Genomic DNA, 13006 nt, shown 5'->3' with positions numbered 1-13006 from the left:
GGGAGCGCCCTGGGGTCTACTGGAACGCTGTTCCATGCGGAATCGTCACCACCAACGGTTACTCGCCGTTCCGTGCCGGTGCCGAGGTCTTTGGCACTGACGTGCATGATGCCGTTGGCGTCGATGTCGAAGGAGACCTCGATCTGCGGGACGCCATGCGGGGCCGGCGGCAGACCGGTCAGCTCGAACATCCCAAGCTTCTTGTTGTACGCCGCGATCTCGCGCTCGCCCTGGTAGACCTGGATCTGCACGGAGGGCTGGTTGTCCTCGGCCGTCGTGAAGATCTCGGAGCGCTTGGTCGGGATCGTGGTGTTGCGCTCGATGAGCTTGGTCATGATGCCGCCCTTGGTCTCGATACCGAGGGACAGCGGGGTCACGTCGAGGAGCAGGACGTCCTTGACCTCACCCTTGAGGACACCGGCCTGGAGGGCGGCGCCGATGGCGACGACCTCGTCCGGGTTCACACTCCTGTCGGGCTCCTTGCCGCCGGTCAGCTCCTTGACGAGCTCGGCGACGGCGGGCATACGGGTGGAGCCGCCGACCAGCACGACGTGGTCGATCTCGTCGATGGAGAGGCCGCCGGATTCCTTGAGGCGGCGGCTGGCATCCTTGATGACATTGTGGAACGGGGTCTTGCAGCGCTCTAGGAGGTCCGCGGTCAGCTGTTGGAACTGAGCGCGGGTGAGCTTCTCGTCGAGGTGCAGGGGGCCCTTGGCGGAGGCGGTGATGTAGGGCAGGTTGATCGAGGTCTCGGTGGACGAGGACAGCTCGATCTTGGCTTTCTCGGCGGCCTCACGAAGGCGCTCGCGGGCTATCGTGTCCTGGCTGAGGTCCACGCCGTGGCCGGAGGCGAACTGCTTGACCAGGTAGTCGACGATGCGCTGGTCCCAGTCGTCACCGCCGAGGTGGTTGTCACCGTTGGTGGCCCAGACCTCCGCCACTCCGTCTCCGAACTCCACCAGCGACACACTGAGGGTGCTGCCTCCTAGGTCGAAGACGATAATGGTCTCGTTGTCTTTCTCTATGGCGAGTGCAGCTGTGCTCGTCTCGTTGAGGATGCGAAGCACGTTCAGACCGGCGATTTCACCGGCCTCCTTCGTCGCCTGGCGCTCGGAGTCGTTGAAGTAGGCCGGGACGGTGATGACCGCGTCGGTCACCTTCTCACCGAGGTAGGACTCGGCGTCGTGCTTCAGCTTCTGGAGGATGAAGGCGGAGATCTGCTGCGGGTTGAAGGGCTTCCCGTCGAGCTCGATCTTCCAGTCGGTGCCCATGTGGCGCTTCACGGAGCGGATGGTCCGCTCCACGTTCGTGACCGCCTGGCGCTTGGCGACCTCGCCGACGAGCACCTCGCCGTTCTTGGCGAAGGCGACGACGGACGGCGTGTTCCTGGCGCCTTCGGCGTTGGTGATGACGGTGGGCTCGCCGCCTTCGAGAACGCTGACGACTGAGTTAGTCGTGCCCAGGTCGATGCCCACGGCACGCCTACCGAGGCGACGGGGAGCAGCGGCTGCCGGACGTGAGGACGCCTCGGCTGCTGCCCATTCGGCCCAGAACACGCGGCTGGCCTCTGCAGCTTTCGCATCGGGCCAGTCAGTCCCGTAGAGCCGCACGAGAACACTCCCGACCTCCCCGTACTTGCGGGCCGCCTCGGTGGGATTTCCAGCGCGCCCGACGCGCTCTTCTTCGTCGAGGAGCAGGCGTGGCTCACCGCAGCCATCACCATGTTCCGCCGACCGACGTTGGTGTCCGGAGGGCGGGCGATAGCCCACGTTGCGGGCGACGATCAGGTCCGCAACTGTGTCAGTGCCCTGCCGCCGTGGTCTGGGCAGCCCTCGGCTCCTCAGGTTTCGGTAAAGGGAGCGGTAAAGGTCGTCGAGCGTCAGCTCTGCTGGTGCTTCTGGGTCGCCCTTGTTGAGTAGCCTCAGCAGCTCTGCGGTGAATGCGGTGTTGCGGTCGCCGGTTGGGGCAAGGGCAGTCATCCCGGCGGGGGTAGCGGTCAGCGTGTAGGTGCCGGTGATCTCGATCTGGTCCAATACCAGGTCGTCGAGCGGGGCCATCACATCGACCGCACGCCCGGAGAAGCAACAGTCCAGGATGAGAACGCGGTTGCGTGCGGGGCTGCTGAGGACGAGGTCCCTCACCCCGTCGAAGGGCATCGCCGTATAGCGTAAAAGGTCGCCGCGTTGGGTTTCTGACAACCCGAGATACAGCTGACCGCGGCTGTCAAGTAGACCGTGTCCCGCGTAATAGATCAGGAGCAGGTCCTCCGCCTGCCGAACGAGTTCGGCCAGCCGACCTCCCAGCGCGGACGGGGTGGCCGGGTTGGCGATGAGCTGACAGGTGTGTGGGGTGAACCAACCGTGCACGGGCTCACCCAGTGCATCGGCTACGTCCGTGAGGTTGTTGAGCACTGACGGCAGGGCCGGCAGATCCGGATCCGCCGCATAGTTCGCCGTGCCAATCAGAACGACACGGGAACGCTCGCCGTCAGGCAGTCTCATCGGGGTCCGTGCCCGACTGTTCCCGGCTCAGGAAGTCGCAGAGCTGGGCAGCAAGGGCCTCGGGCGCGGTGACGCGGCGGAGATCGATCTCGAAGCTCTCCCCATTAGGCTTGACAGCCTTCACAGTCACATCGCTCTTGCGCTGCTTGACCCATTCGACGACGGCTCGGGCCAAGACGGTGGCTGCCCCTCCCGTAGAGAGCGCCACTACCAGAGCCTCGGGGAGGCCGCCCATCTGACCAGGCGTGATCTCGCAGTGCTCCAGCCGAGTCTTCCCTCGCAGGTCCTCTTCGTAGCGCAGCCAGTCCGTGAGGGAAAGGAGGTGCGTCGAAGCCCGCTCGGCATCAGCATCCTTGATGAGAAGCTTCGACTCCAACGTCGCCCCCTGCCCTAACGGTTGATGCGGTCATCCTACGCAGGGTCCCGAGCTGTACATGTCCTGAGTGCCCGAAGACGAAGGGCGAACTGCTCCAGGTGTGGCCACCAGACAAGAGAGCCAAGGAACGCGCCCCATTACGCAGGTTCTGATAGCCCGGCTTACCAACACAGGCGCAGCAGGGTCGCCCCATGCACGTGCTGGCGCAAGCTGCAGGTGGTCAGCTCCGCCCGCAGTTCGGCCCCGGTGAGACCGTTCAGCGGGAAGGCGGCAAGGCGAGGGGACGGCAGAACCGCCTCGACCTCGAACAACGACATGGTTCTCCCGGCGTCGGCACGGAACTCCGCGGCGATGCCCACGATGGCCCCGGGCGCGAGCCTTGGTACAGGGAGGGCACCCGTGCGGGGCGCGTCCGTCGCCCGTGCAGCCGAGCGCGACCTGGAGGTGAGTTACCGGGCAGCCGGGGCGGATCTCTCCGTCGTGATGTCTGTGTCGGCCCTGGGGCGAGGATCGGGCACGTCGGGCACGGCGTCTTGGTGATACGAGTCCGGATCCCTCCGCCAGGCCCGCGCCCGACGGATCGCAGCACGAAGTTGCGCCTCGTCGGCCTGGTCGCGGGCGGAGATGCCCATGAAAGAGTTGAACCGTCACTGGACCTGAGCGATGGCTGCCTTGACCTGGCCGGCCAATAGGCCGGCCAGGTTGTTCAGCTCCGCGCGCAGCGCCTGCTACGGCATCGGCACCGGAGTGATCGGCCTCGGCTACGTCCTCTTCGAACGCTGCTGTAGCGACCTGCGGGAGCTCTGAGTGACGTCCGTCAGGACCTGAGGGCTCGCGTGGGCTGCAATCGTGGCGATGCCGTCTGAACAGGGCTACTGCGGGAAGTTGATGGTGTATTCCTGTACCGGCCCGGTCCGGGCGGCGGCGTATTCGGCGCGGGCCTGGCGGTCTTCCTCACTGATTGCGGGGTGCACAGGGTCGGTGGCTGGTGCCCGCCAGAACTGGATCAGGTGGCGTTCTCCGTGGTCGCCGATGCCGGGTTCGGGATCGTCGGCGTGGCAGTACAGACGCATGCGGATCCAGCCGTGATGGGAAGACGGCAGGGGCATCTGCGGGCAGGGGAGGTCCTCGGGCCAGGCGTCGTCGACCTCTCCGGGGTCCAGGGTGGCAAGGTGGAAGCGGGAGTCCTCGGCCAGCAGGCTGATCTCTTCCGCTGCCTGCCAGCGGTCGTCCGGTTCGGGGGCGGGCTGGCTGCCATGGATCTGCAAGGTGAGGTTCAGAGGTCCGTCCTCGGTGATGGGCAGGACGACGGCGCCGGCGGTTCCGGCGGGCCCGCAGCGCCAGCCGTAGGGCATTTCGTCGGGGTAGTTGGCGTGCTCGGTGAAACCGATGAGGTATCCACCCTCGCCGAGGCCGAGAGTGAACTGGGCTTCGTGGACCAGCATGAGGGCTCCTGATCTCCCGCAACGGAGGTGTTCCTCCCTGCGGCGAGCAGGGAGGAACACAGGTGCAGCACGGGGTCGCGCGATGATTCAGACGATCACGTAGAAGGGGTCGTTGTCCATGACGTGAAAGGCGCGGCGCCAGTTGGTGATCGTGCCGCCCTGGCTGTCGTTCTCGGCCTTCTTGACCCAGGTGATCGTGCGCTGCTTCGCCGACAGCTTGGTGCCGCCTTCGTAGGTGCTGGCGAAGGGATACTCGTCACAGGAGGTTCGGCCGGCCTTCTTGTCGGCGGCCGGCGGGGACTTCGGGCAGACGGCTGTCCGGTTCTTGGTCTTCTGCTTGGCGTTGATCATCCAGTGCAGGGGCTTACCGCCATTGGGGTCGCCGTAGTCGCCGCCACGTGCGCGGAGCTTGCGGATGCCTTCGGCGATGCGCGGCTGGTTGATCATGGAGACGCCGGTCGGAGCATCCGGGTAGGCGCATCCGCTGGTGCCGTAGAAGTTGTCGCACCGGTAGGTGGCCGAGTCGTAGGAGACGAGACCGGGTTGGTAGCCGGGCTTGGAGGCCGTGAAGGTGTATGTGGTCTTGGCCTTGGCGTTGATCTTCTTGTTCGCGATGGCGCCGGTCGTGTAGCTGACGCTGCCGCTCGCTGGGCTGTCGAGGGTGCGGCCCTGGTCGAAGGTGACCTTGGCTTTGGTGCCGCTCTTCGACGCGGCGGCGATATTGATCCGGGAGCCCTTGCCCGCACCCGTGGTCCTGGCCTTGGTCAGCTCGAACGTCTCCGACCAGCTAGTGGACTTCGCTTTCAGAGTCATCTTGTGCTTGACGTCGAACTCTACGGTGCCCCGCAGCGTGGGCTTCCCCGCGACCTCCTTGTAGATGTCGAAGTGGACGGTGAGCCACTGGCACTCGCTGAACCGGTTGATCGATATCTGGTTCTTGGCGCAGACGGCGCTGGCCGCAGCAGAAGCCGAGACGGACGCGCTGGTCCGCTGTGCGGCGGAACTGACCCCGGCACGTATACCGCCGACACCCTGCTGGTCCGCGATGGCAGGCGCCCCGGCGCCCGCCATCGTCACACTCATGGCGGCAGCACCGACGACGACTGCTCGCTTCATCGTCGCTTTTGCCCCTGAAGTGCGGCTGCGCAGATGGCAGTGCCCGCTCCTGCGAGACGGGAACAACCGCTTGCTCATAGAGCCGTCCTTTTCCTTCCGTGTGGCAACGTGCTTGACAGCGACGATCAAAGCCGCCGCTGAACTGCAGTCCTGACATTCCCTCAGGTAACAAGTGCCTTTAAAGGGGCTCAAGTCCTGGAAGATCAGGTCTGACGACTCTTGACGAACTGCCCGTGGTTGACACCCGGGGTCTGCTGGCCGCACGCGAAGTCCGACCTGACAACAGGCAGTCCCGACCGTGGCCGCGGCCTGCCCCGTGAAACACTGTCAACACGCTGGGGGGTCAGGGGATTTGGGGGGGGGCGCCAGATGCTGGGGCAACTGCGTGGGGCATCGCCGCGCGCTGTCGGACCGTATGTGACGCTGGCCCGGCTGGGGGCGGGTGGCATGGGCGAGGTCTTCCTGGCCCGCCCGGAGCGGCTGGTCGCCGGATACGGTCCGGCGGACCTTGTGGCCGTAAAAGTGATCCGTAACGAGGTGGCCCGGGACGCGGACTATCTACGGCGCTTCGTGCGGGAGGCAGCGGTTGCGGCGTCGGTGACCAGTCCCTACGTGGCGCGGCTGACGGACAGCGAGGTGGCGGAAGAACTGCCGTGGCTGGCCACGGAGTTCGTGGTTGGGCCGACGCTGGCCCAGGCGGTGGGACGGCACGGTCCACTGCCGCTCGGGGCGCTCGCCCGGCTCGGTGAGGGCATGGCTCGCGCGCTGGTGGCGGTGCACGCCGTGGGCGCGACACACCGTGACCTGAAGCCGGCGAACGTGCTGCTCGGCACGGACGGTCCGCGGCTGATCGACTTCGGCGTGGCCCGGACCCGTACGGCCACCACCCTGACGTCGATAGGACGCATGGTCGGCACCCCCGCCTATATGTCGCCGGAGCACATCGCCGGTGGTCGGCATGTGGTGGCGGCCTCCGACGTGTTCTGCCTCGCCTCAGTCCTGGCGTACGCGGTGACGGGCCAGGACCTGTTTGCGGGAGGGCCGATCGCCGCGGTGCTGTTCCGGGTGGTGGAAGCCGACGCTCCACTCGACGAACTGCCCGCCGAGTTGGTGCCGCTGGTCACGGCGTGCCTGGCGAAGGACCCTGTGTCGCGGCCGACTGCGGAGGAACTCGTGCAGCGGTTTGCCGCGCTGCGTGCGGCACACGGCGAAGAGGGGAGCGGCACCGGGGCGGGCTGGCCGGCCCCTGTGGCCCGGGACATCGAGGACGGGCACCGCGACGTGATGGCGCTGTGCGCGACGGGGGCGCCGCTGCTGCCGCTGCCCAAGGACTCCGCGACCCAGGAGCCGTCCGCCGGACGGCCGCTCGGTGCGGGCACCCTGGCCCCGCACCAGTTCCCGACGATGGGCCCCATGCCGCCCGCGCCCGCCGCGCCCCCGGTACCCCGCCGCCGAGGGCGGCTCCGGGCGCTTGCCGTGGTCGCGGCGGTGGCTGTCGCAGGGGCGGGGGCGGGCGCATATCTGGCGTTGCGCGACGCGGACGGCGGGAACGGCGGGCCCGGGGCCGGCGGCGCCGCACCGACCCCGACGACGACCCTGACACCCGCCCAACTCGTGGCCCGGGCAGGGGTCGACGGGTCCGGCACGGTCGACCGCAGCGGGTACGTGCCGCAGTTCGCCGCCCAACGGGCGCCCGGCTGGAAGCCCTGGCGGGGGCGGCTCGGCGGCGCGCGCATGTCCTGCGCCGCGGACACCCGGGCCATCGTGTGCCTGCTGACCAACGGCACATACGAGGCGATCTCGACAGCCGACGGGCACCGGCTGTGGACGTCCGGCAGCCCGCCCGACTCCGAGGATGGCGTCTCCGAGGCCTATCTCGGGCCCGGCAGCGGCACACTGTTCATGCCGGGCGACTCGCTGGCACCACAAGTGACGGGCGGGCGCGCCCTGGTTGCGTCGGAGGGCGAGCTGCAGCTACGCGACTCGCATACCGGCGACGTGCAATGGCGGGCCCGACCTCCCTCAGGGCCAGGGGAGTTCAGCACACAGCCCCTGTTGGCCGGCGACACGGTCATCGCCACCGTGGAGGGCAAGTCCCTCAGCGGGGAGCCGAAAGGTGCTTCGATGCGCGCGTACGACGTCACCGACGGCAGTACCCGGTGGGATGTGACACTCAACGAGAACGACGACCCGAGCGACTCCGAGGAAGGCCTGTACGCGGCCCGGGCCCTGACCGGCGGCGTGGTGTACGCGCGCACCCCCGACGGCCTCGTCGCAGTCGACGCCCACAAGGGAGTCATTCTCGGCCGCGCTTCTCCGACGACGGCCACCGGCTGCCGCACCGTGTCCTCGGGCGGCGGCACAATCCAGTGCGACGGCACGGTGACCGAAGGACCAGGACAAGAGGGGGAAGAGGTCAAGGTCCGGGTTGACCGCTACGCACCTCGCACCCTCAAGCCTGTGGGCCACTACTCGTACCGGCTCGACCAGAAGACCACCCCTACCGATGTCACCGTCACGGCAACCGACAGCACCTACTCACTCGCTCGGCGCAGCGACGACTTCAACGACACCGGCGTCATCATTCTGACGGATCTGCGCACCGGCACCCAGACGCAGACTCTGAAGTCCCCCGTGAAGGGGCCCAGTGTGTCCGCCCCGCTCCTGACCGACGGGCACGCGGTGTTCGCCGACAACCATTCCCTGTACGTGGCACCCCTGGACGCTAAGAGGGGACGTCTCGGCAAGCCGCGGGCCGTCCCGCTGCCCAGTGCACCCGGTGACCGCAACGAACCCCCGGACGACGGGACCGGGACCGTCATCCGGGACCAGATCCGCCCGCCGCAGGTGCTGATGCTGGGCGGTGTGGCCCACGTGGTTTTCGACCGCGGCGCCATCTCGTCGGTGAGGCTGCCGTGAGCGGTGCGTGCACCCGACACGAGGAGTCGCTGTGCTGACCTCCTGGCAGGGACCGATCCGGCGCGCCGGCCCGTACCGGCTCATCGGCCGGATCGGCGCCGGCGGCATGGGCGAGGTGTTCCTGGGACGCCGGGAGATCGCAGGCGGAGTCGTGGCGGGACCGCTCGTCGCGGTGAAGACCGTGAAGACTCTGGTCGACGAGATCGACACTGACATCGACTTCCGGGTGCGCTTCCGCCGTGAGATCGACGCGGCACGCGCGGTGACAGGGCCGTACACCGCTGCGCTCCTCGACGGCGACCCCGACGCCCAAATCCCCTGGCTGGCAACGGAGTACGTCGCCGGGCCCGCGCTCTCCGACGCGGTGGCCAGAGGCGGCCCGCTGCCGGTGCCCGCTGTACGAGCCCTGGGCACGGGGCTCGCCCGGGCACTCGGTGCGGTGCATACCGCGCGCATCCTGCACCGCGACCTCAAGCCCGGCAACGTGCTGCTCACCGCCGGCGGACCACGCCTGATCGACTTCGGCATTGCGCAGGCCTTCGACGCGACGGCTCTCACCGCGACGGGCCTGCTGATCGGCACGCCTGGCTACATGTCCCCTGAACATCTGACCGGCAGCAACGCACTGGTGCCTGCCTCGGATGTGTTCTGCCTGGGCGCGGTACTTTGCTTCGCCGCAACAGGCCGTGGCCCCTTCGACGATGAGGAACCGGCCTCGGTCCTGTACCGCATTGCGTCCGGCGCGTCTGACCTGTCGGAGCTGCCACCGCTGCTGCATGACGTGGTCACACGCTGCCTCCGGCCCGACCCGGCAGCGCGCCCGACGGCTGCGGGATTGGCGGCGGAGCTGTCCGCCGTCGCTCCCGCAGAGCCGCACTGGCCCGCCCCTTACCTCTCTCTCTTCGCCGCCCACCACGAGGCCGTGGAACAGTGCGAACAGGCAGCGGGCGCCGTCCCGTTGGAGCAGGCGGTGACCTCCGCCGCAGCCCCCGTGCCCGCCCTGGTCGTGCCACCCTCGCCGACGGCGGCCTTCGCCCGCCATGTGTCGCCGCCTCCGGAACCGCCCACCGCACGGCGCCGGTGGCCGTGGATCGCGGGGGCCGCTGCCCTGATCACCGCGCTCGCCGTCACGCTGTCCGTGCTGCTGCCCGGCGACGGCACACGGGCTCCGGCGCCTGCGGCGGAAGGCAAGCCGAAGCAGGAACAGACCGGCCCACTCGCCGTGCCGGACGCTGACGCCGCACACAGCGGCGAGTTCACCCGCAACGCACTCGACACGAAACAGCGCCCTGATGGCTGGCGGCCCTGGTCCCACAGCGTCAAGGGCACTGGAAAGACCGGTGGTTGCGCTGCCGGGGCCGGGCTGCTCGTCTGCGGCGACGGTCACGGCGCAGCCCGCGCCCTCGATCTGGCCACCGGCAAGGAGAAGTGGCGTACGGCGGGTTTCGCCGAGAGCCAGACGAACGACGACCTCTTCCCGGAGACCCCGCCGGGGGATCCCGCCATCGCCCCCGTCACGGATGGCACCCTCTTCTTCGTGCCCGCGCAGGCCGGCGTCAGCGCCGTGGACGCGGCGACGGGCCTGGTCAAGTGGCGTTATCAGCGGGCGAGTTACACGGGCATGCGCGCACTCACCTATACGGACGGGCGACTGTACGTGGCGCACATCGACAACCAAGCGTCCTCCAAGGCCGAACTCCTCGAAGTACAGGCCCTGCGCACGAGGGATGGAGCCCAGGAGTGGTCGGGCTACCTTCCGGACGCGAACGGCCCCTTGGTCGTCCACGACAAGAAGGTCTATCTGCCGCTGGCCGACGGCTCGGTGGCCGCCTTGGACACCACCGAAACCGTGCCAGAACCGCGGATCCGTGACGGCGTCGACTGCTCCGGCCTGCTCGCGCACGACGACGCGCTGCTGTGCTGGTCGACCCGGCGCCGCGGCGTCACCGTCCTTGACCCGGCGACGCTCGCAACCCGACGGGCCCTTGCCCCCACGGCTGCTCCTGCCGCTGCACCGGTGGTCGGTGACCGAGGCATCCTCGTCCTGCGGGATGCGAGCGGACACCTGAAGGGCTTCAACTGGCGTACAGGCAAGAAGCGTTGGGGCCGCGCCGCACCGGTGGCGACCGGTGGCCTCGCGCTCGCCGATGGCCGCGTCTTCGCCATAGGACGCCGAGAGCTACGGACTCTCGACGTCACCGACGGTTCCACCTCAGGGTCCATACGCCTGCCCACGCCTGCGGCCCTGGGCCTCGGACCGCTCGCCGAGCCGCTCTGCCTGGGCGGCGTCCTCTACCTCACGACGCACAGCGGATTCACAGGCTCGGTCGCCGCGCCAGGCGCCCCGGCAGCCAAGGGCTAGGCCGTTTCTTCCGGATCATCTGATGGTTGGTCGGGTGTGTCGTTGACTGATGCGCAGTGGGCGCGGATTGAGCCGTTGCTGCCGGACCGGACGCCGAAGCGCGGTGGGCGGTGGCGGGATCACCGGCAGGTGATCGATGTGATTGCGTGGAAGTACCGCACTGGTTCGCCGTGGATGGACCTGCCCGAAGAGTTCGGCTCGTGGAAGGGCGCCCACAACCGGCTGCGGATGTGGGCGCTCGACGGAACCTGGCAGCAGATCTTCACCGCTCTGCTCGCGCAGGCCGACGCCACCGGCGATCTGGACTGGGTCGTGGCCGTCGACTCCACCATCGTGCGAGCACATCAGCATGGCGCCGGGCAAACTCGCTGGACGTCAGGAGTGGAATTCTCTGGGCCAGCGGATAGCTCGGGTACGTCAGCCGCTGGTCTTCCGCGGGGGTCTTCCGGTTCCTTGGCTCGCGACCATCTGGGCACGGTGGGTTGATACTGCCGCGATCACCTGCGTGCAGGTGCCGGGCGTCGGTAGAACAGCTCTGACTGGATCAGTGGGCGGGGCCTGACCCCACGACCCCGTGAACAAGGCACCTGCTCTCCTCCTCGCCTACGAGGAGGAGGTCATCGCCGACCTCGGGCACACATTTCGGCACAGGCCGAAACGACTCGTGCCGTATGCCGATCGCGACGGAATCTGGAACGGCACCGCACCGCAACGGTGCGGTTCTCAGTGCCCCACATCGAAGGAATGAGGCATCCCCATGGAACGTATCGCGCTGAGCGCGCGTTTGAAGACGGTCGCTGTCGCGGCGGCCATGACCGCGGGACTGGCGCTGCTGCCCGTCTCGACGGCGTCCGCGGCCCCTCCGGCAGCCACAGGACAGGGCGATGGCCCGAGGGTGGCAGCATCGGCGGGCGCGTCCTACAGCTGCCCCAGGATCCACACCACGGGCAGGTACGCGTACACCTGGTGCCGCGTCTACACCGGCAAGGTCCGCCTGATCGCCGACTGCGCGAACCCGTTCCCCGACATGGCATCCCACTGGATTAAGCCGATACAGGGTAATCCGACGCAGCGACTGCAGGCCGGGCCGTGCGTCAACGGCATGGGCCCGAACAGCGGAGTGCAGGGAGCCGGCTGATGGCGCGGCGAGCGAAGCGGTGTACCGCGCTCGCGGCTCTGGCCACCACGGCGCTCATCGGTCTGGCGGCACCGGGGGCCTCGGCCGCCGGGTCCGATCCTCTCGCGCGGGGGTGGCTGGCCGTCGTGGAGTGTCAGCTGGTGAGGATCAGTCCTCATTCGGTGGTGGGCCATGTGCATGGAACGGGGACGGGTACGACCCAGAACAGTGCGGTGGCTAACGCCAAGAAGGACGCCGACGAGGAGGTCCCGAAGGGGCACTACAAGCGGCACTGCAAGACCGTGCAACTGGTTCGGCAGTTCGCACCGGCTGAGGCACCGGCGGCTCAGGCTGCCTGACCGCAACTCCGCTCACCGTGCTTCCGTCGGAGTGAGGGCGACACGGCGGTGAGCGGTCCAACGGGGGGAGAGGCGAGAGGGCTGCGGGGGTGTTCGCACCCCCCGCAGCTGGGGGTGCGAAGGGGATTTGGGTGTGGTTTCTTTCGAGGGAAGCAGAGCGACCTGCCTCGACCGCGCCACTGGCATGGCGCATGTTCCGCCGAGGCCTGTGCAGCGGCTGACCGTTGGTGGTGACCTTAGCCATGGGGGAATCCATCTCGGCCCTGATCGCTGTCGCGGGAACGCTCCTGGGTTCCTTGCTGACGCACTGGTTTCAGCGACGGGCCTTACAGGACGCCGACAGGATCGCACGGGCGCGTGATCTGCGTACGGAGCGAACCGCCGCCTACAGCGCCTACGCCGCCGCAGTTATCGCGGCCGCCAACGCCCAGCTCAACCGCTGGCATTTCGCTCGTGACTCACCCGAGAGCGCGGAGGCGGTGCGCCTGCGCTCCTACGACTGCAGGTCCGCTGCCCGCCAGGCCCTCTACCGGGCAGAGCTGGTAGCTGGTGACGAGACTCTGATCAACCTGGCTCGAGCCGCGTTCGACGCCGCAAAGGTCATCAACCACGCCGGGGAGAGAGCGATGCACAGGAACTCACCCGCCAGCGCCGCGCAGCGGTCGAACGGTTCGTACGACACGCCGCCGTCTATGTCAGGTAGAAATAGACTCGGATAGACCTCACCCCACGCCAGTACGGCTGCTCGGGCACGGGCACACACCAAGCTGCGCCGCCCGCAACGCTTCCCCTCAGAGGAACCGCACCCATG

10 protein-coding genes and 2 pseudogenes are annotated in these 13006 nt (G+C 68.2%); 6 read left to right on the top strand and 6 right to left on the bottom strand.

Annotation, left to right across the window (positions count from 1 at the left end):
* Positions 1 to 38: 38 nt before the first annotated feature.
* The 6 genes and pseudogenes from dnaK to AC0KTA_RS39555 all read right to left on the bottom strand — a co-directional run.
* Positions 39 to 1475 (bottom strand): annotated as a pseudogene (gene dnaK, locus AC0KTA_RS39580) (molecular chaperone DnaK); the annotation flags it as partial.
* Between the two features lie 372 nt (positions 1476 to 1847).
* Positions 1848 to 2501: pseudogene (locus tag AC0KTA_RS39575) on the bottom strand (caspase family protein); the annotation flags it as partial.
* On the bottom strand, positions 2488 to 2877 hold the full coding sequence (locus tag AC0KTA_RS39570) for an effector-associated constant component EACC1 (protein WP_481056795.1): 390 nt from the start codon (positions 2875 to 2877) through the stop codon (positions 2488 to 2490). The gene AC0KTA_RS39570 and the pseudogene AC0KTA_RS39575, both read right to left, overlap by 14 nt.
* 161 nt (positions 2878 to 3038) lie before the next feature.
* Positions 3039 to 3236 (bottom strand): hypothetical protein, encoded by a 198-nt coding sequence (locus AC0KTA_RS39565; RefSeq protein ID WP_481056794.1) that lies wholly within the window; start codon positions 3234 to 3236, stop codon positions 3039 to 3041.
* 513 nt (positions 3237 to 3749) lie between these two features.
* Positions 3750 to 4322, bottom strand: a complete 573-nt coding sequence (locus AC0KTA_RS39560) for a hypothetical protein (protein WP_481056793.1) — start codon at positions 4320 to 4322, stop codon at positions 3750 to 3752.
* 87 nt (positions 4323 to 4409) lie between these two features.
* Positions 4410 to 5438, bottom strand: a complete 1029-nt coding sequence (locus AC0KTA_RS39555; RefSeq protein WP_481056792.1) for a NucA/NucB deoxyribonuclease domain-containing protein — start codon at positions 5436 to 5438, stop codon at positions 4410 to 4412.
* A 369-nt stretch (positions 5439 to 5807) separates the two neighbouring features.
* Here AC0KTA_RS39555 and AC0KTA_RS39550 point away from each other — a divergent pair, with 369 nt between their 5' ends.
* From AC0KTA_RS39550 to AC0KTA_RS39525, 6 genes are all read left to right on the top strand, one after another.
* Positions 5808 to 8357 carry a protein kinase domain-containing protein gene (locus AC0KTA_RS39550; protein WP_481056791.1) on the top strand — a complete coding sequence of 850 codons (2550 nt, stop codon included), beginning with the start codon at positions 5808 to 5810 and terminating at the stop codon, positions 8355 to 8357.
* A 31-nt stretch (positions 8358 to 8388) separates the two neighbouring features.
* The gene (locus AC0KTA_RS39545) at positions 8389 to 10719 is read left to right on the top strand and encodes a protein kinase domain-containing protein (protein WP_481056790.1); all 2331 of its coding nucleotides are present in this window, start codon (positions 8389 to 8391) and stop codon (positions 10717 to 10719) included.
* Between the two features lie 42 nt (positions 10720 to 10761).
* Positions 10762 to 11205 carry an IS5 family transposase gene (locus tag AC0KTA_RS39540; RefSeq protein ID WP_481056789.1) on the top strand — a complete coding sequence of 148 codons (444 nt, stop codon included), beginning with the start codon at positions 10762 to 10764 and terminating at the stop codon, positions 11203 to 11205.
* A 271-nt stretch (positions 11206 to 11476) separates the two neighbouring features.
* Positions 11477 to 11857, top strand: coding sequence for a hypothetical protein (locus AC0KTA_RS39535; RefSeq protein ID WP_481056788.1), 381 nt, complete (start codon positions 11477 to 11479; stop codon positions 11855 to 11857).
* Positions 11858 to 12069: 212 nt separating this feature from the next.
* On the top strand, positions 12070 to 12195 hold the full coding sequence (locus tag AC0KTA_RS39530) for a hypothetical protein (protein WP_481056787.1): 126 nt from the start codon (positions 12070 to 12072) through the stop codon (positions 12193 to 12195).
* A 242-nt stretch (positions 12196 to 12437) separates the two neighbouring features.
* Positions 12438 to 12914 carry a hypothetical protein gene (locus AC0KTA_RS39525; RefSeq protein ID WP_481056786.1) on the top strand — a complete coding sequence of 159 codons (477 nt, stop codon included), beginning with the start codon at positions 12438 to 12440 and terminating at the stop codon, positions 12912 to 12914.
* Positions 12915 to 13006: the final 92 nt, after the last annotated feature.

It is taken from the genome of Streptomyces sp. Y309 (assembly GCF_056712025.1).
This window is presented reverse-complemented; position numbering and strand designations above follow the sequence as displayed.